We start from the raw sequence: 23,382 nt of genomic DNA on the forward strand, positions 1-23,382 counted from the left end.
GGCTCATTGCCGCCCCCAAACCCCCGCTAGGGGAACTAAGGTAAGAAAGCAGATCTTAAGAATGTCCTAAGAAAAATAAATCAAACAACGGTTTCATTTTCCGCTTGTCACGAAACCCTCATAGCAGCATCGGGCTTTCGCCTGATGGATTTCCGTTGCCGACGAGCTTTTCCGCCGCCACATCCGGCGAAAGCCGGCATGCTACAGCGAACGCTGGGAAGCTATAGGGACCACAGACAGGAATGTCCGTGTCACGCCCGTCCCGGAAAGAGTATTTGCTTCGTAGCATCGGGCTTTCGCCTGATGAATCCGTTGCCGGTGGGCTTTTCCACCGCCACATCCGGCGAAAGCCGGCATGCTACAGCGAAGGCTGGGAAGTTATAGGAATCACAGACAGGAATGTCTGTGTCACTATTGTCGGTGGACGTGGAGCCGGAGGAAGCGGGGTTGGGAAACCGGGGTTCGAATGGTGATGGTTTCGGTGTCGCTTTGATCGGTGATTTCCCACTCGTCGGCGGGAATGGGGGTCCAGTCGATAAGGTCCGTGGAGGATTCGATGGCGTAGGCGACGTCGGGGAGGCCGGCGGGGCGGGAGAAGGTGAAGACCAGTTGCGGACCGTTTTCGCCGGATTCGATCGCCGTGCGGGGAAGGATGCCGCGGTTCGGTTGACGGGGATGGCCGCCGAGGGCGTATGCCAGTAAATTCGGGATTCCGTCGTGATCGGGGTCGGCCGAGTCGCCGCTGATTGACTCGTCCGCCGATTCCGCTTCCGTGAAAAAGCCGTCGCTCCAACTGGTGAAATTCGGGAGATGGAGAAAAATCTCAGCCGTGCCGGAAAGACCGTTGCCGAGATCGGCGATCAAGTAGAAGGGACCGCCCGCGGTGGTTCCGGCGGTGAAGAAGCCCTCCTGGGTGACTTCCCCGATCGCGGGATCGACGGACCAGACCAACGGGGAGGGATTGTGGATGGGATCGGTGAATTGATCGAAAACATGCGCGAGAAAGCTGGCTTGTTGTCCCGTTCCCAGAGAGACGGAAGCCGGATCGACCGTGATGGAGGTCGGGGTGGCCGCCACCAGGATCCCGACTGATGCGGAAGTTGATCGATTGAAGGCGTTGCGGGCGGTGACGGTGAAGTTGTATTCGCCCGCTTTGCCGAATGTCGCGGTGGTGGTGTGGGCGGTTGCCGTTTGATTTTCGGAGAAAACGATCGCGGAAGATCCGTCCGGTTCGACGGCGGCCCACGTATAGACGATGCCGTCGCTGCCGTCGGAGTTGGCGGCGGAGGCGGTGAGTTGGGCGGAGGTGCCGGTGACGGGTGATTCCGAGGCGGCCGGGCCGGCGGTAAAATGCGGAACCGGGAATACCGCTCCGCCCGGTCCGGTGATCTTCACGTCGTCGATGTGCCAACCGGCGCTGGTGGATTGCTGATTGGTTCCGAGGCGCCAGCGGGCTCGCATCGATTTGCCGGAAAAGGCGGAGGCGGGGAGGCGGACGACCACTTCGGAGAAGCCGGGCTTGTTGCCGGTCCAAGCGTAGCGGGTGGTATCGAAGGCGCTCCGGCCACTGGGGTTTCCGGAACTCGATACGTTTCCATTGTATCCTCCGGAAAGAAACGAGGGGCCTGATCCACCGGTGTTGGCGTCGATCCATGGGCCGCCGTCGATCGAGAACTCGAGAATTCCGCCGTGATTGGAAGCGAAAGAGTGTGCGTGCCAGAAACTGAAGGTCAAATCGTCCGGATCGGCGGGAAGCTGGATCGCGGGAGATTCAAGGGTGTCGATCCGGCGATCGGACGGGCCGGGGGCGAACATGGAATGGGTGGGGGATCGGCTCTGGCTCTGAGTGAGCGCCCAGTTCGACGTTGCCACGGTGGAAGAAGTGGTCCAACCTATGGCGCCGTTTTCGAAATCATCGACCCAATAGGGGGCGGCGATCGCGAAGCCGGCGGGAAGAATCGCGCTTTCGCCGTTGGGATTGGTGATGACGACATCCCAAAAACCGGGACGCATGCCGGTGGTGTCGAATTCGGCGGTAAGCCGCCCGGGGCCGGTTTGAGTGTTGGTGGCCATGCGGTCAGGCTCGCCGGGAAAGGAGAAGGCGACCGTCGATTCGGGTTGGAATCCGTAGCCACCAAGAGTCACGGTGACCGGACCGCCATCGGCCAAGGCCGGGGAGATCGAGGTGATTTGGAGCGGCGGAGGCGTGCCGCCGCTGATCAGCAGGGTGTAATCCTGGAGGTTGCCGGAGAGATTGCCGTCGAAGGTGACGCTGGCGACATAGACGCCCGGGACCGAAGGGGAGGCGATGAAAACCTGTTCGACGTTGTCGGTGTTGTTCTTGCCGGTGGTGGCGGGGGCGTCGAGCATTTCGGGCCGCCAATCGCCGACGTAAGGCATGACGTAGGGAAAGTGGAGATTGCCGTCGGGGTCATGGATCAGCAGATCGAGGTTGTTGACCAATTTCGGGGTGCGGTCGTCGTGGACGGTGGTGGAAGTACCGGCCGGATCGGTCCAGCTGAGGGTGGCACGGATCGGCGATTCGCCGTCCCAAGTGAAGGCGAAGGTATGCGCCGGATCCTGAGTGGTCAGGCGCTCTTCGACCAGCCGGTGACTCGCGGGGCTGGCATGATGGGCTTCGAGGTGGTCGGCGGCGGCGCGGGTGTTCATCAGTCCCCAGCCGGTTTGGTAGTTGGGACCGGGGGTGCCAAGGTCGTCGGCGGTGTGGATGATCAATCCCTTAAGAGTGGCGGCGCGCATGGCTTCTCCGGGAAAAAGTTGGTCGAAATAGCTGACCAAGAGGACCGCGGAACCGGCGGCGTTGGGGGAAGCCATGCTGGTGCCGCGGGAGGTGGTGTAGGCGGTGTTGCTGGTGGCGGAAGTCGAATAAACGTCCCAGCCGTTGGCGACGATGTCGGGTTTGATCCGGCCGTCGTCGGTCGGACCCCAAGAGGAGAAATTTGAAACCAGAGCCTTGGAGAGGTCGCGTTCGCCGAAGGTGACGGCGTCGTTGACGGACCCGACGGTCAGGACGTTCTTCGCCACCGATTCGAACCCGAGCGTGTCGTAGCCCCCTTTGTAGACATTGTCGCCGGGCGGGTGGATAGCGGGGTTGTAAGTATAGGTGTTGCCGCCGATCTCGACGGTTGCGCCGCTGGCTGGATTGTCGGTGCGGTCATTGCCGGCCGCCCAGAAAATTAAGTAGTAGGGAAGATTGTGGGCGAGGGCGTCAGTGGCGCGGGAGTGTTCATTGTAGCGGCCGAAATGGGCGTCGTAAGCGTTCTGATTGGTACCCTGGCCGAACCATCGCCAGAGGGAGGTGGAAGGGTCCCGTCCCCATCCCGTTTGATAGCCGTAGGAATGGTTGGATATGTAAATGGTGCCGGGTTCGCCCGGATAGGAGGCGCCGCGAGAGGTCATCTGGGATTTGTCGTTGGTCCAATTGTAGGAGTCGATGGTGACGGCGGGGCTCATCCCGCGGGCGCGATCGACGATCCCGGCGGCCGCGATGGTGCCGGCGACATGGGTGGCGTGGGTAACCGGGGTGCCGGAGTCGAGCAAGTTGACCCGTCCGGTGAATTCCTGGTGGGAAGCGCGGACTGGACCGGCGTCCCAGACTCCGACGGTGAAACCGGCGCCATCGACGCCAAGATCGACCCGCGTCGCTTCGGCGTTGGTGCTGATAGCGGCCTCCCGGTTGGTGGTGACGGCGTAGAGGGGACGGCCGTCGATGAAGTCCATCAGTTCACTGATTTCATTGCCGGGGCCTTCGATTCGGAGGGGCAGGCCGAGTTGGCGGGCTCGTGCGATGGCTTCGTTCCTGCGGGCGTTTTCAATCGTCCGCATTTGGGCGACCAGTTCGTTTCTCTGGTCGGGTTGCCGCAAATCGGGTCGGTCGGCCAGCAAGTCGGCGAGAGCCGGACGGTTGCCTTGGGCGGACGCGGAAATGACTCCAGCCACCAGCGAGAGCAGGAGCAGAAAGAGGAAAAAGTAAGATTGGGAACGGCGAAAACGCATGATTTTCGAGGATCGAAACGAGTTTGAATGGAACGGATAGACGGGTTGGAAGGCAATTTGGAACTGAGGCGATCCCGTGTTCAGGACCGCCAACGATCGATTTTGATCCGATTTTTACCGGAGGGGCTGGCGGTTTTCCTCGGGTTGGGAAAAGTTGTAAGAATGAAAAGGAAGGAGAAAGCGCCATGCCGGATGTAGGATTATTATCGTCGATGAAACCGCTATCGTCGGAGTGCAAGGTGGTGATCCGTTACACGATCGAGGTGAATGGTCTGCCGGTTTACAACGAAAGCTACGATGTCGACACGGTGGAAAAGGAATTGCGGAACGACGAGAAGACGGTGGTGCGGCAATGGGTCCGGCGTTTGAAATGCGCGGTATGCTGTCGGCGACGGGGTGGGTTTTCGGCGAGTTTGACCCGATGCCTGATCGATGGGAAATGCTGTGACGAAGGGCACCGGGATTGCCAGGACGTGTAGGGAGACGAGGTGGCCCCGAGGGGGGAATCCGGCCGACAGGGGGCGGCTGTGGAGATGTCAGGAGGAAAAGAAGTCCATTCTCTGGAAGAGTTGCTCGGTCAGATCGCCGAGGCCAACCAGGACCAGGATCCGGTGACGATGGAGTCGGCGTTCAAGGCGGCGGGACGTCGCTCGTTCGGCCCAATGCTTTTGGTGCCGGGCTTGATCGGGGCTTCGCCGCTGAGTGGAATTCCGGGGATGCCGACCCTGATCGGCATCATGGTATTGTTGATCGCGGGGCAGTTATTGATCGGCCGGAAGGAGTTTTGGTTGCCGCAGTTTGTGTTGCGGCGAAAGGTGTCGCGGCGAAGGTTCGATCAGGCGATGCGGGTGATGTTGAAAGCGGGCAGATTCGTCGATCGCTTTCTGAAGGAACGCCTGGCCTTTTTGACCAAAGGGGCCGCGATGTATGGCATCGCGGTGGTTTGCCTGTTGATGGCGTTGACCGCGCCGCTGTTGGAGTTGCTCCCATTTGTGATCACGGGAGTCGGGGCGGCGGTCAGTGCGTTCGGGTTGTCGTTGTTGGCCAACGACGGGGTCCTGGCGCTGGTCGCCTTCCTGGTCTGTCTCGGCACCGGGATCGCGGCCGGAATGCTCGCGTTTGGCTGAACCCTTAAGGCAGCAGGATATAGCCGCGAGAAGGCACAAAAGGCGCAAAGATAGAAACTTAAGCGGAAGGGCCGATTCACCCGACGGGTGACTAGTTATATCGGCCTATCATGAGCTTTTGCGTATTTTGCGCTTTTTGGCGGCTATTCCAACCGCGGAGTATTGGATGACAGGCCATCGCCGGTGGTCCGGCGAATGGCCCGTGGAGGGAAATGGGATTAAAGATTGATCGGCACCACCGGATCGACTTCGCGCTCGTAGTCGACGCCCGGTAAACCGAAGCCGAAGAGTTTGAGGAAGTCGTCGCGGTAGCCTTGGATGTCGGACAGAACCTCGAGATTTTCCGTGGTGATCTGCTGCCAGAGGCGCTTGATCTCCGCCTGGACCTCCTCGCCCATTTCGAGATCGTCGATCCGGACCCGGCCGGCGTCGTCGAAGTCGAGGGGTTGTTCGTTGAACATCTGGGTGGAGAAGAGGCGGTAAATCTGTTCGATGCAGCCCTCATGAATACCGCGGTCCTTCATGAGCTTGTAAAGGAGGGAGATGTAAAGGGGAACCACCGGGATGGCGGAACTCGCCTGGGTCACGAGGGCCTTGTTGATGGAGACGAAAGCGCGGCCTCGGTTGACCTTGAGAGAGGCGTCGATCCGTTTGGCCCGGGATTCGAGGTCGCCCTTGGCTCGCCCGATGGTCCCGTTGCGGTAGATCGGCCAGGTCACCTCCGGGCCGATGTAGGAGTAAGCCATGCTGGTGACGCCCGGTCCGAGGACTCCGGCTTCGTCGAGAGCCTCCATCCACATTTCCCAATCCTCGCCGCCCATCACGGCGACGGTGTGGTCGATCTCTTCGTGGGTGGCCGGTTCGATGGTGACCTCGTGGACGATTCCCTTTTCGGGATCGAGGGTTTTGTTGGTGAATTCCTCGCCGATCGGTTTGATCACTGAGCGAAACGTTTCGCCCGATTGGGGGTGGGTGCGGCGGGGGGAAGCGAGGCTGTAGACCACCAGATCGACGTAACCGAGATCCTTTTTGATCAGGTCGATCACCTCTTTTTTGCATTCGCTGGAGAAGGCGTCGCCATTGATGCTCCGCGCGTAAAGGCCCTCGGCGCGGGCTGCCTTTTCGAAGGCGGCGGTGTTGTACCAACCGGCCGTGGCGATTTTGCCCGGGGCGGGCGGACGTTCGAAGAAAACGCCGACGGTGTTGGACCTGGTCCCGAAGGCGGCGGTGATGCGGGAAGCGAGACCGTAGCCAGTCGAGGCCCCGATGACGAGGACGTTGCGGGGGCCCTTTTGGATCGGCCCCTTGCTCCGCACATAATCAATCTGTTCCTGAACATGGGCGGCGCACCCGTCGGGATGAGCCGTCACGCATACGAATCCGCGGACCTTCGGTTTGATAATCATTAGGTTAAAACTTTTGGTGAATTGAAGGGAACGGTCGAGTGCGTTTTCGCGTTTTTTGGGATTTTTCGGGACATTTTTGCGCCGAGTGGAATCAAAGGATCAACAGTCCAAGAAGGCCGAGAGCCAATAGCAGAAGAACAACCGACAATGTCTTGCGTTCCTGGCGGGTAATTTTAAAGGGCATGCTTTTAGACAGAAAGCGTGAAACCAAAAAGCTGTCGAGCATTAACGAAAGTTTGAGCGAAGACCGAATCCCAAAGCCCGGCGTGCGCCATTGACGCGGGGCGGTTGTCATGAAAAAATGGAAACCAAAGCAGGGAATGAAAGGGAAGAAACAAATACGGGGCGTCGAGTCGGACCGGGAGGGGGATCGAGTGGCGTTGCGGTTGACCGGCGACTGGTCAATTTACCAGGCCCCGGCCGGGTTCGATGAGGCGATGGCGGTTGCGGGAGGCGAACGGCAGGTCGCGAAGATTGTGATCGACGGGAAGGGGCTGGGGAATTGGGACAGCACGTTGCTGCTGTTTCTGGCCCGGGCGCGGGAGAGGGCGGCGGCCGAATCGTGGGAATTGGAACTCCGGGAGTTGCCGGAGGGGGTGGACCGGTTGTTGAACCAAGTACCGGCGGAGGAGCGGCGGGAGGAGAGTGTGACCACCGAACGGTTTCCGGCCAGAGTCGGACGATTGGCGCGGGAGCAATGGAGAAATGGGGCGAACTTGTGCGAATTCACCGGAGAACTGGTGTTCGGATTCGGTCGGTTTATCCTGCTCCCGGGTCGGTTCCGCTGGGGGGATTGCCTGGAGGCGATGCAACAGACCGGGGCCAAGGCCTTGCCGATCGTCGGACTGATCAGCTTTCTCGTCGGGGTGATCATGGCGTTTCAAGCGACGATCCAATTGCGGCAGTTCGGCGCGGAGATCTATGTCGCCGATCTGGTTGGTCTGGCGGTGGTGCGCGAGATGGGACCGATGATGGCGGCGGTGGTTCTTTGCGGTCGCACCGGGGCGGCCTTCGCGGCTCAGATCGGGACCATGAAGGTGAACGAGGAGATCGACGCGTTAAAAACCCTGGGGGTGTCGCCGATCGATTTCCTCGTGATGCCGCGGGTGCTGGCGCTTTTCGTGATGATGCCGCTGTTGGTGATTTACGCGAACGTCCTCGGGATCATGGGGGGGCTTTTCATCGCCACCACCGCGATGGATATGACCGTCGACACCTACCTGGCCCAAACCCGGGGGGCGATCGCCCTCACCGATATTTACACGGGTCTGATCAAATCGGTGGCGTTTGGAATCATCATCGCCTTTGCCGGGTGCCTCCGGGGATTGCAATGCAAACGGAGTTCGGCCGGGGTCGGAGCGGCCGCGACTTCCGCGGTGGTGACCGGGATACTCTTCGTAATCGTTGCGGATGCGATCTTTGCGGTTATTTTCGACCGATTGGGTCTATGATGGAAAACCACGGCAGCGAAGCGATCAAGGTGCAGCGCCTCCAATGCAGTTACCAGGAAACGGTGGTCTTGCGGGAGGTCACTTTTTCGGTGCCGGAAAACGAAGTCTTCGTTATCGCCGGACCGAGCGGCTGCGGGAAAAGCACGTTGCTGAAGAACATGATCGGGTTGCACGAGCCATCGGATGGCGAAGTGTTTTATTTTGGCGAATCGTTCACTCGGGCGGACCTGGCCGCGCGGCGCGGCATCTGGCGGAAAATGGGGATTCTTTACCAGAGTTCGGCCCTCTGGAGCGCGATGACCGTGGAGGAGAACGTCGCCCTGCCGCTCCAGGAATTCACCCGGCTCGGCAAGAAACAAATCCGCGAACTGGTCCGATTGAAATTGAGTCTGGTCGGGCTGGACGGGAAGCAACGGCGTTTTCCGGCGGAATTAAGCGGAGGAATGCGGAAACGGGCCGCGCTGGCCCGGGCGTTGGCCCTCGACCCGAAGATCCTCTTTTTCGACGAACCCTCGGCCGGATTGGATCCGTTGACTTCGCGAAACCTCGACGAATTGATCCTGACCATCCGGGCCGGGATCGGGGCGACGGTGGTCGTGGTCTCGCACGAGCTCGACAGCATCTTCACCATCGCCGACCGTGTCCTGCTGTTGGACGGAAAAGAGAAAGGGGCGATCGCCATCGGTCCTCCGAAGGAACTGGTCCGCAACCGCGATGAGCGGGTGACCGAGTTCCTTACCCGCGGCGGCAGCGTCAAGGAGGGGGAGCCGACCATTTAAAATCAGTCCATGAAAAGATTCAGTTCAACTCTCATCGGTCTCTTCGTGCTCGGCGCTCTCTTTCTGGCCGTCGTCGGGATCATTTCGTTCGGCGCCAATGTCTGGTGGCGCGACCGCGAGCATCTTGCCCTCTATTTCCCCGAGTCGGTCCATGGTTTGGAGCGAGGTTCGGCGGTGAAACTGATGGGGGTGCCGGTGGGCCGGGTGGCGTCGATCAATGTCGCTTATGTCGGGGAGACCGGCACGCTGGTTCAAGTGATTTGCGAGATCGACCGGACTCCTTTCACCGTCGACCCAGCCGGAACCCGGGTGGAGATGCGCGACCGGGAGACCTTGCGGCGCATGGTGGAGGACGGTTTGCAGGCCCGCCTGGATTTGATCGGGATCACCGGCATGCTTTACGTGGAAATGGATTTTTGGAAAACCCCGGCGCGGCCCGGATTCGCGGTCGAGCACCCTTCGTATGTGGTCGTTCCGACCGTGCCATCCGCGTTCGCCGGTTTGATCGACAACCTGTCGGAGGTGGCCCGCGATTTGGGGGAAATCGATTTCGCGGGAATCGGCCAGGCGGCGGAAACCCTTCTCGGCAACGCGAATGCCGCCTTCGAGCAGGCGAGGGTGGAAGAGCTTTTCGGCCGACTGCACGAAACCGTCGGGAACGTAAACGACCTCCTCGATTCCCCTGAACTCCATCGGGCGATCGTCACCGCCGGCGACAGTTTCGAAAGTCTCGCGCGATTGGCCAATCACCTGGAATCCGAAGTCGATCTTTTGTCGGACGAGTTGGTGTTGACCTCCCGCGACCTCCGGGCGGCGTTGCGGGAGATCGGTCAGACGTTCGAGAGCATTCAGGATATCATCGGCCCGCAACTTGGCCTCGGAGCACAGTTGAATGACACCATGCAAACGATCGACGAGGCGGCCCGGTCGGTCGGTCGGCTGGCCGATTATTTGGAGCGGAATCCGCAGGCGATCGTCCGGGGGCGGGGGGGCGAACAACGTTAAACGATTTTTAAGGAGAAAAAGTAATGAATCGATGGACAAAGAAAATCTTACGAATGGCGACGCCCTTAATCGCCATGGCCGGGATCGGTCTTCTGGCCGGTTGCACCTGGATGGGACCGGTCGCGGATCCGACCCGTTTCTACGTGTTGGACGTCTCCGACTATGATCCGATTTCCGCCGACGTCGCCCGACCGGTGGCGGTCGGTCTTGGTCGGATTCATATCGCCCGATATTTGGACGAACCCGGCATGACCATCCGGGAAGGGGCGAACCGGATCATTCATTCCCAGCACAACCGTTGGGCCGAGGCGATTGACCGCGGCTTGCCGCGGGTGTTGGAGGAACTCCTGCAACAGGAACCCGTGGTCATGCACGTGGCGACATCGGCAGGTCAGCGGCGGGAGATTCCGGATTATTATCTGTATGTCACTTTGTCGCGCGCCGAAGGGGTGTATTCCCCCTGGGCTCCCTCCCGCGCGGTGTTTCGGGCGAGCTGGGAACTCCGGTCCGCCCGGGAAGGATCGGTCGCGGCGACCGGGCGCGTGGAGGAGAACGAACTTCCCTGGGACGGCCAGGATTTCGTTCAACTCGCGGCGAGTCTCAGCCATGGCGTCGCCCTATTGAGCCAAGACGTGGCGAGAGCGTTACGAGAATTGCGTCAGAGGGAGGGGTAATGCAAAAACCACTGATAATCAGTGGAAAATGGTGGGAGATGGCAGATTCGAACTGCCGACCTCTTGCATGTCAAGCAAGCGCTCTAACCAACTGAGCTAATCCCCCACTGGGAAAGAGAAACACCTTTGGGTTTTTTGAATCAAGGGCAAGTGGAAAAGTGATTTTTTTTGGAAACCAAGGAGGAACGAGGCAGGCTCGCATTCTCCATCGGTCGATTTCGTCTCTGGAGCGCCTATTTAGACCCCGTCCGAAAAGGGGGGGGGAGTTCGCCGGATCGGCTCCGCTACACACCCCACCGCTCTGACGAGCGGTCCCCCCGGCGCGAGGGGACCTGTTTGTGAGCAATTCCCCTCTGGAGAAACTTCACTGTTTATGCGGCTTGGAGGGCGATCAGGTTTTCGCGCGAAGCGCTTTGGAGTGCGGCGCGTCCCCGCACCGCTTTCGAATGGTCAGCTGACAGCCGCGCGCCCGGCAGCCTTTCGACGACCGAAGCTCTTCCGCCCGCTCGAAAGCTCCGCGAGGACGCGGAGCACTCCAAAGAGGCTCCGCCTCGGAAACCAAGTTTCATTCCATGTTGTTCCCCGGGCGCAGCCCGGGTTTTTGCTCGTATAAAACTTCACTGTTTATGCCGCTTGGAGGGCGACGAAATCGGAGGGTTGGCTTCCAGCCGACCTCACCCTGAAACGACGCCGACGGCGGACGGCAGGATGCCATCCCTCCCTGTGGCGAAGAGTATGTCGCCAGTCGTCGTAGTCGGGTTGGCTCCGCCGCCCGACCGTAGCGGCCAAAACCGTCCGTTCTCCATTGATGTCGAGCGTCGAATCAGGCTCCAAAGTCCCGGGCATTTCGATCGCATCGGAAAATGGGGCGGCAAAGCCAACCCCACTACTCACACACCCCACCATGCTCGCGCATGGTCCCCGGCGTGAATAAGTTCCCCTCTGGAGAAACTTCTCTGTTTATGCGGCTTGGAGGGCGACGAAATCGGAGGGTTGCCGACCTCACCCTGAAACGACACCAACAGCAGACGGCAGGATGCCATCCCTCCCAGTGGAGAGGCCAGCAGTGCGAGGCGCGGGGTGAGACCGGAAGAATGAACCTGAAAACCGGGAAGGTTCGTTGACACCGGCGGGCCTGCCGGGTGTTCTTTCAGAAATGGATCGTCCGCAACGGATTGCTATCATCGGCCTCGGCGGGTTCGCCGGGAGCCACCATCGAGCCGCTCTTTCTTTAGAGGAGGACGGGGTGTTGCAGGTCATCGCCACCTGTGATCCGAAGCCCGAAGCTTTCCTCGCGCAACGGAAGGAATGGGATTTCGACCGGCGGGGCGTCCAGGTGTTCGATCATTACCTGCGGATGCTGGACGCCTGCGCCGACCGGTTGGACTGGGTGGTGATCGCGACCCCGATTCCACTGCACGCGGAAATGCACGCGGCTTGCCGGTCCCGTGGTTTGGGAGTTTATCTGGAAAAACCCCCGACTCTGGATCCCGCCGAATTGGAACGGATGATTGAGGCCGATCGAGTGGGCGGCGAGACCGCCACGAATGTCGGGTTCAATTTCATCGTCCAGCCCGAACGCCGGGCTTTGAAGAATAGGATCCTGGCCGGGGAATTCGGGGCGGTCAGGGAAGTCCGGATTTTCGGTTCCTGGGGACGGGCAACCCGTTACTACAAACGAAATTCATGGGCGGGCCGGTTGTTGGGGCCCAACGATTTCCCGATTCTCGACTCCTGTTTCGGCAACGGGATGGCCCACTTGGTCCACAACAGTCTGTTTTGGGCCGGCACTGGAGCGTTGCAGGATTTCGCAATCCCGGAGGAAGTCCGCGCCGCCTTGTTCAGGGCCCACTCGATCGAAAGCCCCGATACCGTATTCGCCGAAGCGAAGTCGCGGGGGGGCGTTGTCCTGAGATACGCGCTGACCCATGCCTCAACCGACGGAGTGCTCGATTTTGAGGAAGTGATCTGCGATGACGCCCGAATTCGTTTCGTGATCAATTCCCATTGCGACATCATCCGATCGGGATCGGAAAATGTGGAACGTGAAACCGCCGTGCCGCTGCCCGACCGAACCGCCGTCAATTTGCAGGCTTACGCGGATTATTGGGCCGGCAAAACCACCCATCCTCCGACCACGTTGGAAGAATCGCGTCCCTTCGTTCATTTGAACGCCTTGCTGTACCTCTCCGCGGAAAGGATTTCTCGATTTCCGGCGGACCGAGTGCGGCGGGTGGAAGACGAAAAACGCGGCGGTGTATTCTTCCAAGTGGCTGGATTGGCGGAAGCGCAGAATCGCTTTCTGGAATCCGGGCGGTGGCCGGATCTTTCCTCCGCGGCCGTGCTTACCCCGAAGACCGCGACCCCGGCGGATTTACCCCGTTTGCTCGAAGCGGTCCGGGCGCTCCAGCTGGAAACGGCCGATCTGGAGTGAAAAGATGTCGACGGCGGGTGGACGTCGGTCCTCCCTGCATTCGGCGACCCTGATTTCATGGCAGCGACAAAACGAGAACCGTAGCACTCGCCCGACAAGTGAGCCAACCGCGCTGGGGAGGGTAGGTTCAGGTGGTTTCGGCCGGGGTGCCGGAATCCTGTTTCCACGAAAAGTCCCCGTCGATCGTCCATTCTCACCCGTCGCGAAACCACCACCAGCCACTCCTTTCTTTTCAGTTTTTTCTGAAATGTGGACTTTTTCCCGATTGACAGTCGAAAAGATCTTTTCTTAAAATCCGTTGCGACCGAGCAAACCGAGAGAACCAAAAATCATGCTTTCGACTTTACCTCAACCACTTACGGCCTCCGACCGCCTTCCGCCAAAGTTTGAAATTGCCCCTTCGGGGAAAAAGTCCATTTTTGGACGTTAAAAACAACTGTTAGCAGGAGAAATAAAACCGGAGCCACACCGACCCTTTCCGGATATAGATACTCCCGCTGTAGTCATCGCCACAGTGTCCAGCTTGCTGATCAACCCACTCCTCGTCGTGGAGACTGCTATCGGAATCGTTCTGGACGCCCTTTGGCTTCTCCACGACGCCCGCATATTCGATGTAGTTGCAGTCTTCGCCCACCTCCTGCTTCACGGCGTCAAGCCACTGGAGCACTGCTAACAAATCGCTGGACTCAACGGAGCCATCACGGCGGGGTTGATCGTTCTCTGATTTCTTCATGATTTATTTCCTTTCGATTGGTTGCTGTCGGCTCCGCGAGTCAGCTTGTCGTTCGGTAAAAGATTCAATGATGGGCCGCCAGATCAATTTCTATCAGCTTCCGGAGGATCTCCGTGTGTTCGAGGAGGCGTTAAGATTAAGGAAGGATTTGGTTATACTTCAGCATGCGTGGGAGGGACCGGTTCCGGAAGAGAACACTGATCTCGTCGCGAGCCTACCGAACACGGAACTTCCTACAGATCCCCGGATGGTGTTAATCGTTCGGAAGGACGACATTGATCGGCTAAATGTGGTGCATCGCGAGGTTCTTGGTTATTGGACCGCCGATGTTCGGACATCGCCGGTGATAGAATTTACACGGTCGTTTTTCAACGGACGAATTCTGACCCCGGGGAGGCTCTATTTGGCATCGGATGAAAAGGGGGAGGATTTTTTGTCACTTGGAGCGAGTCTCTTCCGGTGGATACGGAACAGGTATACGCGTCCTGATGGAAGAGGATTTCAGTTTTACCGCGCACCCGAAGCTCGACAATGGGCGGAATCAGCTTCCGGGACCCTGGCACCACTATGACTACCGAACAAATCGCAGCACTCAACTGCGGGAGGCTGGCGCCTCCCTTGTGAGTGTGCTCAACGTTCGACAAAGAAAGAATGAAATTAGTAACTCAACAGATGCTTAAGAGAAGTGACATAAGAGAGCGAATCACCGACCTTCTCAGCGGACGACTTCGTGAACTGGTGTTTAGATCCGATAACGATATGTCAGTCGATCATCAAGCTACAGTTGGATCGATAGACTTTTTAACTGTCCCCCATATTTCTTCGATTAGGGAGCTCGACGACAACACGGTAGAGGTTGGTGGACGGATTAAGGCAGAGATTGAGCTTCAGACCCACATTCACACACCGATTGACCCTGAACTGACGTCTGAGACGGGAGCATATACCGTGGCCTTTCGACTTCATGTTACTTCAGATCCGTCTTTGAGGGAAGAGGGCGAAGAGCGATATTGCTCCTCCTTTACGTTCGCTCTTCAGGAATTGTCGATTCTGAATACCTAAGGAATCAAGATGGATTTTATAGGACCTGCAATAATGCTCGGAATAGGAACGTTGTTCGTTTTTATTCTATTTCAAAAGGTTACCCGTGGAATAAAGGATAAGAATGGAATTCAAGGAGAAGACGTTTCGGTCTCGATGGCCACTCGATTGCCGCGTGCGGAAAAGATTGGAGAACGCGATGATCCAGCATCCACTGATTCACTTTTATCAGAGCTACGCCGTTTAAGAGCAAGCGTAGATTCTGTGTGGAATCAACTGGAGACAATTAAGTGGGTTGCTATATCGATTGCATTAGGGATCGCCTTGATTGTTATATTTGGCGTGCGTGCTCAATTCTAGCTCGCGCGACTGCGGCGAGATCAGTCGAACAAATCGGGAGAGGTAACGAGTGAAAGCTGCCGCTTTCACTCACACCTCCCCTCGACGTTGGGCAGACAAGAAATGAGAAATTCCCTAAACCCTGGAGCGCATGCCTGTAACCTTTCCCAATCCGGGTGATCCAGTGGACGCGCCAATAAATTGCTTATGGCCAGAACAAAATTAGACGCAGTAGTCGCGGTGCTTTCCCGCGTGTCGGGACGATCTGAGGATGAATTATTCATTGAACTGAAGACTATGGTTATTCCGAAGATGAAAGACCCGAGTGGCCTCTACGCAGAGATTTCCGAAGATGAGTATAAAAAGATTCTTGCTAGCAGTAAAAAGGAACAGGCCGGGATATTGAAGTGGATGCTCGAGGGCGCAGCGAAAGACCCACTCGGCCCACCGCCAAACTGAACGTACAGCCCAACCAGACGGCGTAGGTAATGGCGAGCATCCGCGCCCCGGTGAAGTTTGTGAGTCTGTTTACTGCTCGCCATACCTAGCCTCGACGATGGGTAAAGAAATGATAGCGAAAAGAATCATCCCGATCATGGGTAGCATGGTCTACCTGCCCGTATTCGGATTTCTTCTGGTCGTTGGCATCATGAATAGAAATCTCCCCCAGCTCGCATTTTACATTGTTGCACTTCTTTGTGTCGGAGTCCTTGCCTATCGCTTGTGGAAAGAAAAGTATCTGCCCAAGGTAGTGTTGGGCGTGCTGGCAATATTTCTAGGCGGTTTGTGGATATTTCAGACCATTCGAAGAATCGGATTTGTGTTAAGTGAAGGTGGGATGGAAAGAGCTGACGGCTATGGCTCTCCTCTAGCGTTTCTTATCGGTGTTGTCGGAGAAGGTTTGGTTTTAGGCCTACCAGCCACTTTGCTGTTAGTCATCGCCGTCCTTCATCGGAACCCGACGAAGACCCATCAAGGCGGTGGTATCAACTCCGTTTCGCTGCGCTCCACTGCGTGATACACCTCGACGTTCTGCGGAAGAAAAGAATATGATCATTCCAGAACCGGATAGATTGTCTCGGTCGCCGATCGAGAAAGAATATAGAGTATGAGTGAGATCTTTGGTTTTCCCACTTATCTCTGGGGGTATGCAGCTGTGAATGTCTTCTGCGTCGGGCTAGTCCTCGGGTTGGTCAACAGAAAGCGGCTTCCATTCCTGGAACCAGGAGGGATACGCGAATGGTCATTCATGGGTGCGGTGGTTTTTGTGGCTTTCGCTTTATGCAATATTCTCTTCGGGGTTCCTGTCGTGATATTATCCGGGCAAGAAGGCTTTCAGGAGCAGAAGGTCGGCCACTTGCTGACGGCTTCGCTGTTCTTCGCGCTTTTCCTCGGGGTAGCACTCTGCGGGAAATCCACCAAAAGGAAGGGCAGAATCGGGTAGCCGGGAGCATTAACTCTCCCGGCCCCCACACCACCGGACATACGGGTCCGTATCACGGCGGTTCCTAACCAGACGATCCGCCGAAGCGAATCGTCCCACGGAACACGGTTCTCCTCGCAAGAAGTCGCACGATGACTCGCAGACTCTCACGGTTGGTCCCGCACGTTAAGTTCGGTCCTTCACCACTCCTGAGGCCTCCGGTCCATTGGTCCGGCTCGCTTCGCGCCCGGTTTTGTCGGCCTTCGGCCTCGGAACGCTGGACGGGTTACCCGTCGGCAGCTACTCCCGGCTCGTTCGATGCGGCTACTACGACCTCGGCTGACTCCTCGATGGACAACCGCCCCATTACTGGACCGGCGGCAATGCCTTGACGGTAGATTGAAACCGGCATTGCGCCCCATCGAGGCCTCCCCGGGTAAGAGCACGTTGTTCCGATGCACAACCCCGCGGTTTACCTCCGGCAGTGAACTCAGGGCTTCGCTGTGTTGTGCCAGCTTACCCGTGCCGCCGGCCTTGTAACGCGTTTCTGTCCGTGGGCTCACATCTTTGACATAGGCTTCCTCCCCACGGAGCCTCACGACTCCGCAGTTGCCATAATCTAGTTTTATTAATTGAATTGAGTTCATAAAACAGGGGACTTTAACCCCATCACAACGCGCCCATGCCGGGCACACACAAAACGGCGCTGGCAACAGCGGCTAACGCCGCTGCGCCAGGCCTCCACGTTCTGCAAGAGAAATGAAAGATCGAGACATCAAGCATGTTCGGGACATGCCGCCGGCTGCTCGGAGGCTTTTTACTCATTGGCTTCCCTGGTTGTTTACGCTTGTCGGGGCTCTTTTCTTGGTGCTGGAAGGCCCGGATCTTCGCGATGGATTCCAAAGCCGGGAGTGGCCGACCGTGGATGGCGTGGTGATTTCGTCAGAGGTTGAGCGCGTTAACGAAGATTCGACCGGGTATCACGCTAGAGTGGTTTACAAATATGAGGTCGAGGGAATCTCATACGTCGGCGAGCGGGTTGCGTTTGGAGATTTTCGATCGAGCAGCGCTTCACGGGCGCGTGCTACGGCGAACCGGTATCCTGAAGGACAAGAGACAGAGGTCTTCCATAGTCCGAGCCGTCCTCACCGGGCCTTTCTTGAGCCCGGCTTGCAGGCGCATGCATTGGTGATACCGATCTTTGGAGCCGTTTTCTTTGTTCTGGGCTGTCTCATGGTTTGGGGAATGCCGAGGGCGATGAGAAAGGCGCTGGAGACGGAAGAGAGTAATTCCGCATTTGCGGTAGAGGTTGACGAGACCGGATCGGATGGGGCGTGTGCGGGAGATGCGGACGATCAAACGGACCTGTTAGGAGGCGGAATCATGCCTCCGCGTTTGCATATAGCACTTTCAGCCATCTTTGAAGGTGTCGGCGCTCTCGGGTTGGCACTTTGGGCCGCTATGAATATGGAACGGCTGGAAGCATTTGGTATCAATTCGGCGGTGGGTTTCTTTGGTGGATTAATTGCTGGGTTTGGGGTTCCATGGCTGATTTTTGCGTTTCTGATTCCCGCAAACTGCCCGCGATGCAGGGGCAGATCCAAAAAGACCGGGAGTAGACCGATCACCTACGTCTGCAAGTCGTGCGGATATGTCCACAGAACACGAGTTTGGGAAGGTACTCGATAGAATGGCAGAAAAATTCACTGGACTTAACGAGATGGGCTGGCGCCCCTCACGCGAGTCTCCTCGACGTTCGAGACAAAAAGAAATGGAATCAGAAAATCAAATTCCTGTCGGAACGCGCCTAATGGTCGGAGCTGGAATACTGCTTTTCGGAATGGCGCTCGCCGGTCGGTTCCATCCTGGTGCGGTCCTATTTGCACCGGCGTTTCCTGCGGGTTTGGCCGCTTTCCAGACCGGAAGCGAAAACGCTGAGGCTTTTATTGCATTATCATATGTCATCTATGCCGGATTTCTTGCTGCGTTCCTTGTCATAAGGAACCCAATCGCTTTTCGACTGACCTGCGGCACTTTTCTTCTTCTTGTTCTCATTACGGTGGGCGGATGCTGGAGAGTGCATGATGGTCTTAACTTTATGTAGGACAGACTTGACCACCGTAGGACTGACTCGAACCAGACGCCGTAGGTAGGTAATGACTCTGCTCCACACCCATCCTAGGCTTATACCTAGGCTTTAGTTTGGCCAGAAAAAGAGAACCTGATGGAGTTCGAGTATGATCCGGAGAAAAGTCGGGCGAACCATGAGAAGCACGGGATCGACTTTGAGGAAGCGCAGGATCTGTGGACAGACCCGGATGCGATTGGGTTTCGGGCGTGGTCTGATGATGAAGAGCGATTTTGCCCTCCTCGGGATTGCACGCGAGAAGTTGTGGGTGGCGTTTTTTACTTATCGGGAGACGCGGATCCGCTTGGTCTCCGTTAGACGAGCGCGGACAGCAGAAAGGAGTTATATGAAGGCTAGGATTTGGACAGAATTTTTGATGAGGGCGAAACCGACATGAACGAGTTTCTTGATCTCAGCGAGGCTTTCCGCCCCGGTCAGGAACAGAAGCGAGTTAATGTGGATTTCCCCGTCTGGATGATTGAGAGACTCGATCGCGAAGCGAATCGTCTCGGGGTCGCACGCCAGTCCCTGATCAAGGTCTGGATCGGCGAGCATCTGGCCCAGCGGACACCGAAACGGAACCGGAAGGCCAATCGGGGCCCCACCGCTGACTGAGGGATAAGTCAATCGGTGGCAGTTTACGCCGAGAGCCGAGAATTTGAGGATTATTTCAGCAAGGAGAGCCAGAAATGAAGAAAAAGAAGGAAACTATCACCGCTGAATAGTTGGACAGGCGCTTCGACGATGGGGAAGACATCAGTCGTTATTTGGACTGGAGCAAAGGGAAATGGCCGTTGCTGGAGCAAAGACGCGTCAATGTAGATTTACCTGTATGGATGATCGACTCGCTCGATAGTGAGGCGAAACGAATCGGGGTAACCCGTCAGTCGATTGTCAAGGTTTGGCTGTCTGAACGGATTAAGGCAGAACAAGCGGGCCGAAAAGGTAATGGCTGGAAGCTGGGGCTTCCAGCCATACCTCCGGCCCTGCGTTGGTTGGCGCGGTTGTCGGTAAAGTCGCGTGAAACGGTGGCGGTAATCAGCCACGGTGGTTTTTTCCGGCGAAAAATCCCTCGGTGTTTTCCGGCAATCCAGAGCCATCATATCAAAACATAATGATATATTGATATTTTCACTTGCGGAGGCTGCCGGGGTCTGGCAGGTTGCTCGGATCATTATGAGCAGTTACATCTTTTCTTCCGAATCCGTTGGCGAGGGCCATCCGGATAAAGTGTCCGATTCGATTTCCGACAGCATCCTCGATGCATGCCTGGCTCAAGATCCGAAGAGCCGGGTCGCGTGCGAGACGCTCGTGAAATCCAACCAAGTGGTCCTCGCCGGTGAAATCACCACCACCGCCGAGCTCAATTACGAAAAAATCGTCCGCCAAGCGATCCGTGACATCGGCTACGTCCACGATGACGACGTGTTCCACGCCGATTCGGTCTTCGTGACGAACTTGATCACCAAACAATCCCCGGACATCGCCCAAGGAGTCGACGAACGGGAAGCGGAAGGCAAGGGGAGCGCCGAGCAGGGCGCCGGCGACCAGGGCCTGATGTTCGGTTACGCCTGCGACGAGACTCCGGAGCTGATGCCGGCCCCGGTGATGTATGCCCACCGCCTCGGCAAGGAATTGACCCGCCTCCGCAAGGCCGGAGTGGTCGATTGGCTCCGTCCCGACGCCAAGAGCCAGGTTTCGATCCGCTATGTCGACGACAAACCGGTCGCCGTCACCGCCGTGGTCATTTCCACCCAGCACGCCGCCAGCGTCAGCAACGCCGAGTTGCGCAAATTCATCACCGAGCAAGTCATTCGACGGGTGATTCCGGCGGAATTGTTCACCGACGATACCGAGATTCTGATCAACCCGACCGGTCGCTTCGTGCTGGGTGGTCCCGCCGGGGACGCCGGTTTGACCGGACGGAAAATCATCGTCGACACCTACGGTGGTTCCGGCCACCACGGGGGGGGCGCTTTCTCGGGCAAGGATCCGTCGAAGGTCGACCGGTCCGCCGCTTACATGACCCGTTGGGTAGCGAAAAACATCGTCGCCGCCAAGCTCGCCTCCCGCGTCGAGTTGCAGGTGGCCTACGCCATCGGCCATCCGCAACCGGTCAGCATCGCGGTCAACACCTTCGGCACCGGCACCGTTCCGGACGAAGAGTTGGCCTCGGCGGTCGCCCAGGTTTTCAGCTTCAAACCGGCCGACATCGTCAAACAACTCGACCTCCTCCGCCCGATCTACCGGGGGACCACCCACTACGGACATTTCGGTAAAGCCGACCTCCCGTGGGAACAGACCAACCGCGTCACCGAGCTTAAGGAAGCGGTCGGCAGCAAAGAAGAAGCGCTCGCATAAAGGAATTATGACAACAGCAATCGAAACTAAAGAAGACTTCAAGGTAGCCGACATCTCGCTGGCCGAATTTGGACGCAAGGAAATCGCCCTCGCCGAAAAGGAAATGCCGGGCCTGATCTCGGTGCGGGAGAAATACCGCGGCGAACAACCGCTGAAGGATGTCCGCATCATGGGCTCCTTGCACATGACGATCCAGACCGCGGTCCTGATCGAAACCCTCGTCGCCCTCGGCGCGAATGTCCGCTGGTGCAGCTGCAATATTTTCTCGACCCAGGACCATGCCGCCGCCGCCATCGCGGCGGGTGGGGTGCCGGTCTTCGCCTGGAAGGGCGAGACGCTCGAGGAATACTGGTGGTGCACCGACCAGGCCCTCTCGTTCCCCGACGGCAAAGGCCCGGAGTTGATCGTCGACGACGGTGGCGACGCCACGCTCCTCATCCACAAGGGATATGAATTGGAGAACGGCGACGACTGGGTCAACGGTCCCGCCGGAAGCCGCGAAGAGCAGGTCATCAAGGCACTCTTGAAGAAGATTCATCAGGAAACCCCCAACCGCTGGCATTCGGTGGTCGAGGAGTGGAAGGGTGTTTCGGAAGAGACCACCACCGGCGTGCACCGTCTTTACAGCATGCTCGAACAAGGTAAGCTCCTGGTGCCGTCGATCAACGTCAACGACTCCGTCACCAAGTCGAAGTTCGACAACTTTTACGGTTGCCGCGAATCGCTCGCCGACGGAATCAAGCGCGCCACCGACGTTATGGTGGCCGGCAAGGTTTGCGTCGTCTGCGGTTACGGCGACGTCGGCAAAGGGTCCGCCCAGAGCCTCCGCGGCCTCGGCGCCCGGGTGATCGTCACCGAGATCGATCCGGTCTGCGCCCTCCAGGCGGCGATGGAAGGTTTCGAAGTCACCACGATCGAAGATACCCTCGGACGCGGCGACATTTACGTCACCACCACCGGCAACTTCGACGTGATCACCTTGGAGCACATGGCGAAGATGAAAGACCAGGCGATCGTCTGTAACATCGGTCACTTCGACAACGAGATTCAAGTCGCCCGTCTCCAAGCCGAGCCGGGGGTGAAGCACCTGAACATCAAGCCGCAGGTCGACCAATACACCTTCCCGAGCGGAAACTCGATCATTCTCTTGGCCGAAGGTCGTTTGGTGAACCTCGGTTGCGCCACCGGACATCCCTCGTTCGTGATGTCGAACTCCTTCACCAACCAGGTCCTCGCCCAGATCGATCTCTGGAACAATCGCGAAACCTACGAGCCCGGCGTTTATCGTCTGCCGAAGAAGTTGGACGAAGAAGTCGCCCGTCTCCATTTGGAAAAGATCGGCGTGAAGCTGACCAAGCTCACTCCCGAACAAGCCAAATACATCGGCGTTCCGGCCGAAGGTCCCTACAAGCCCGAGCACTACCGCTACTAAGCGGTCTTCATTTCTAGGGCTCCGTCGGCGATCTCCGCCGCCGGAGCCCGCGACCTTCAGCACGACAAAAAAACCAACAGCTTTGTTGGTTTTTTTTGTGACGATTTAAGGAGGAGCGGCGCGCTTCAGCCGCCGACTATGTCCGACGGACTTCGGCTAAAGCACGAAGCTCCCCTTAAGCTCTGCTCTCCTCTGCATTCGCGCTTATCTGCGAAATCTGCGGTCCTTCGTTAACAGGGAGCGGCTAAAGCGCGCCGCCGCCTTCATCCGGCGAAAGCCGGGATGCTACGCGTAGCATCGAGTTTTCACTCGATGAAACAGAGCATAAGCCGGAGCTTCGTGCTTCAGCCGAAGATCGTCAGGCACGGGCACTGACGGCGGCTGAAGCGGGCTCAAGCACGAAGCTCCTGCTCTGCATCTGCGTTAATCGGCGAAATCTGCGGTCCTTCATCCGGGTCCGCGTTTCCCATCTCCTTTACAAGTGGTTCGCGGGATCAAAGCCGCGGGCGCGCAGGGCGGCGCGGAGTTCCTCGAGATCCAGCCTTGCTCCCGGGCGAATCTTGTTTCGGGAAAACCAACCTTGGTTCATTTCCAATGCGATCAAAATTTCGTGGCTCCGGGAACGGACCGGAGTTTCATCGTAAGGGAAAAGTGGATATATTTCGAGGAGCTTCCCTTCTTGATCGAAGAAGCCGATGTCGAGCGGAAGAGGGGTGTTTCTCATCCAGAAACTGGCCTGCATCGGCCGGGGGTGAATGAAGATCATTCCGGAATCAGTTCCCAGTTCGGTCCGGTGCATCAGCCCGCGGTTCGATTCCCGCTGGGTCACCGCCAGTTGCACCTGAATGGCCTTGTCCCCCAACGTCAATTCGAACCAATGGTCTCCTGGAAGCGGCTCGCCGTTGGCCGATTGCGACGTGGCATTGCCGCACCCGCTTCCAGTGAAGAGGAGGGCACAAAGAAAAGAAACTGCGAGAAGAAGCGGATGGTGCGATTTCATGTAGGATTTTCCGGTATCCTGTAATCAATCGA

The 23,382-nt window shown here is 57.8% G+C and carries 22 protein-coding genes, 1 tRNA gene and 1 pseudogene; 18 read left to right on the forward strand and 6 right to left on the reverse strand.

Features of this window, described 5'->3' with window-relative positions; genetic code table 11:
- Positions 1 to 411 precede the first annotated feature (411 nt).
- Positions 412 to 4,017, reverse strand: a complete 3,606-nt coding sequence (locus ACWUI2_RS21275; RefSeq protein WP_486984858.1) for a S8 family serine peptidase — start codon at positions 4,015 to 4,017, stop codon at positions 412 to 414.
- Between the two features lie 212 nt (positions 4,018 to 4,229).
- Between ACWUI2_RS21275 and ACWUI2_RS21280 the strand changes: the two genes are divergently transcribed.
- Together ACWUI2_RS21280 and ACWUI2_RS21285 are read left to right on the forward strand one after the other, a co-directional pair.
- Positions 4,230 to 4,496 carry a hypothetical protein gene (locus ACWUI2_RS21280; protein WP_486984859.1) on the forward strand — a complete coding sequence of 89 codons (267 nt, stop codon included), beginning with the start codon at positions 4,230 to 4,232 and terminating at the stop codon, positions 4,494 to 4,496.
- Between the two features lie 54 nt (positions 4,497 to 4,550).
- A complete protein-coding gene (locus ACWUI2_RS21285; RefSeq protein WP_486984860.1) occupies positions 4,551 to 5,144 on the forward strand; it encodes an exopolysaccharide biosynthesis protein in 594 nt (197 codons plus the stop codon).
- A 218-nt stretch (positions 5,145 to 5,362) separates the two neighbouring features.
- Here ACWUI2_RS21285 and fabV read toward each other — a convergent pair whose 3' ends face one another.
- Positions 5,363 to 6,550, reverse strand: a complete 1,188-nt coding sequence (gene fabV / locus ACWUI2_RS21290; RefSeq protein WP_486984861.1) for an enoyl-ACP reductase FabV — start codon at positions 6,548 to 6,550, stop codon at positions 5,363 to 5,365.
- 320 nt (positions 6,551 to 6,870) lie between these two features.
- Between fabV and ACWUI2_RS21295 the strand changes: the two genes are divergently transcribed.
- From ACWUI2_RS21295 to ACWUI2_RS21310, 4 genes are read left to right on the forward strand one after another with little or no spacing between them, the layout of a single operon-like run.
- On the forward strand, positions 6,871 to 8,001 hold the full coding sequence (locus tag ACWUI2_RS21295) for an MlaE family ABC transporter permease (protein ID WP_486984862.1): 1,131 nt from the start codon (positions 6,871 to 6,873) through the stop codon (positions 7,999 to 8,001).
- Entirely contained in the window at positions 7,998 to 8,780 is a 783-nt protein-coding gene (locus tag ACWUI2_RS21300; protein ID WP_486984863.1) for an ABC transporter ATP-binding protein, read from the forward strand. Before ACWUI2_RS21295 ends, ACWUI2_RS21300 begins: the two co-directional genes overlap by 4 nt.
- Before the next feature lie 9 nt (positions 8,781 to 8,789).
- The gene (locus ACWUI2_RS21305) at positions 8,790 to 9,785 is read left to right on the forward strand and encodes an MlaD family protein (protein ID WP_486984864.1); all 996 of its coding nucleotides are present in this window, start codon (positions 8,790 to 8,792) and stop codon (positions 9,783 to 9,785) included.
- Positions 9,786 to 9,838: 53 nt separating this feature from the next.
- Positions 9,839 to 10,459 (forward strand): PqiC family protein, encoded by a 621-nt coding sequence (locus ACWUI2_RS21310; protein WP_486984865.1) that lies wholly within the window; start codon positions 9,839 to 9,841, stop codon positions 10,457 to 10,459.
- A gap of 29 nt (positions 10,460 to 10,488) precedes the next feature.
- Here ACWUI2_RS21310 and ACWUI2_RS21315 read toward each other — a convergent pair.
- A tRNA-Val gene (locus ACWUI2_RS21315) sits at positions 10,489 to 10,565 on the reverse strand.
- Positions 10,566 to 11,083: 518 nt separating this feature from the next.
- The gene (locus ACWUI2_RS21320) at positions 11,084 to 11,353 is read right to left on the reverse strand and encodes a hypothetical protein (protein WP_486984866.1); all 270 of its coding nucleotides are present in this window, start codon (positions 11,351 to 11,353) and stop codon (positions 11,084 to 11,086) included.
- Between the two features lie 262 nt (positions 11,354 to 11,615).
- Between ACWUI2_RS21320 and ACWUI2_RS21325 the strand changes: the two genes are divergently transcribed.
- Positions 11,616 to 12,893, forward strand: coding sequence for a Gfo/Idh/MocA family protein (locus ACWUI2_RS21325; protein ID WP_486984867.1), 1,278 nt, complete (start codon positions 11,616 to 11,618; stop codon positions 12,891 to 12,893).
- 439 nt (positions 12,894 to 13,332) lie between these two features.
- Here ACWUI2_RS21325 and ACWUI2_RS21330 read toward each other — a convergent pair whose 3' ends face one another.
- The gene (locus ACWUI2_RS21330) at positions 13,333 to 13,626 is read right to left on the reverse strand and encodes a hypothetical protein (protein ID WP_486984868.1); all 294 of its coding nucleotides are present in this window, start codon (positions 13,624 to 13,626) and stop codon (positions 13,333 to 13,335) included.
- Between the two features lie 1,071 nt (positions 13,627 to 14,697).
- Between ACWUI2_RS21330 and ACWUI2_RS21335 the strand changes: the two genes are divergently transcribed.
- From ACWUI2_RS21335 to ahcY, 11 genes and pseudogenes are all read left to right on the forward strand, one after another.
- Positions 14,698 to 15,027 carry a hypothetical protein gene (locus ACWUI2_RS21335; protein WP_486984869.1) on the forward strand — a complete coding sequence of 110 codons (330 nt, stop codon included), beginning with the start codon at positions 14,698 to 14,700 and terminating at the stop codon, positions 15,025 to 15,027.
- 186 nt (positions 15,028 to 15,213) lie between these two features.
- On the forward strand, positions 15,214 to 15,465 hold the full coding sequence (locus ACWUI2_RS21340; RefSeq protein ID WP_486984870.1) for a hypothetical protein: 252 nt from the start codon (positions 15,214 to 15,216) through the stop codon (positions 15,463 to 15,465).
- A 97-nt stretch (positions 15,466 to 15,562) separates the two neighbouring features.
- Positions 15,563 to 16,024, forward strand: a complete 462-nt coding sequence (locus tag ACWUI2_RS21345; RefSeq protein WP_486984871.1) for a hypothetical protein — start codon at positions 15,563 to 15,565, stop codon at positions 16,022 to 16,024.
- A gap of 90 nt (positions 16,025 to 16,114) precedes the next feature.
- Entirely contained in the window at positions 16,115 to 16,450 is a 336-nt protein-coding gene (locus ACWUI2_RS21350) for a hypothetical protein (protein ID WP_486984872.1), read from the forward strand.
- 738 nt (positions 16,451 to 17,188) lie between these two features.
- Positions 17,189 to 18,118 (forward strand): DUF3592 domain-containing protein, encoded by a 930-nt coding sequence (locus ACWUI2_RS21355; RefSeq protein ID WP_486984873.1) that lies wholly within the window; start codon positions 17,189 to 17,191, stop codon positions 18,116 to 18,118.
- A gap of 1 nt (position 18,119) precedes the next feature.
- Positions 18,120 to 18,533 carry a hypothetical protein gene (locus ACWUI2_RS21360; RefSeq protein ID WP_486984874.1) on the forward strand — a complete coding sequence of 138 codons (414 nt, stop codon included), beginning with the start codon at positions 18,120 to 18,122 and terminating at the stop codon, positions 18,531 to 18,533.
- Positions 18,534 to 18,653: 120 nt separating this feature from the next.
- Positions 18,654 to 18,875, forward strand: coding sequence for a BrnT family toxin (locus ACWUI2_RS21365; protein WP_486984875.1), 222 nt, complete (start codon positions 18,654 to 18,656; stop codon positions 18,873 to 18,875).
- Between the two features lie 42 nt (positions 18,876 to 18,917).
- Positions 18,918 to 19,172 (forward strand): type II toxin-antitoxin system BrnA family antitoxin, encoded by a 255-nt coding sequence (brnA, locus tag ACWUI2_RS21370; RefSeq protein WP_486984876.1) that lies wholly within the window; start codon positions 18,918 to 18,920, stop codon positions 19,170 to 19,172.
- A gap of 110 nt (positions 19,173 to 19,282) precedes the next feature.
- Positions 19,283 to 19,498: pseudogene (gene brnA / locus ACWUI2_RS21375) on the forward strand (type II toxin-antitoxin system BrnA family antitoxin); the annotation flags it as partial.
- A gap of 235 nt (positions 19,499 to 19,733) precedes the next feature.
- Complete coding sequence (gene metK / locus ACWUI2_RS21380; protein ID WP_486984877.1) at positions 19,734 to 20,918, forward strand: methionine adenosyltransferase; 1,185 nt, start codon at positions 19,734 to 19,736, stop codon at positions 20,916 to 20,918.
- Between the two features lie 7 nt (positions 20,919 to 20,925).
- Positions 20,926 to 22,350, forward strand: a complete 1,425-nt coding sequence (gene ahcY, locus ACWUI2_RS21385) for an adenosylhomocysteinase (RefSeq protein WP_486984878.1) — start codon at positions 20,926 to 20,928, stop codon at positions 22,348 to 22,350.
- Between the two features lie 475 nt (positions 22,351 to 22,825).
- Here ahcY and ACWUI2_RS21390 read toward each other — a convergent pair whose 3' ends face one another.
- The gene (locus ACWUI2_RS21390) at positions 22,826 to 23,350 is read right to left on the reverse strand and encodes a DUF192 domain-containing protein (protein ID WP_486984879.1); all 525 of its coding nucleotides are present in this window, start codon (positions 23,348 to 23,350) and stop codon (positions 22,826 to 22,828) included.
- Between the last annotated feature and the right edge of the window lie 32 nt (positions 23,351 to 23,382).

This window comes from Verruconatronum alginivorum, assembly GCF_056590205.1.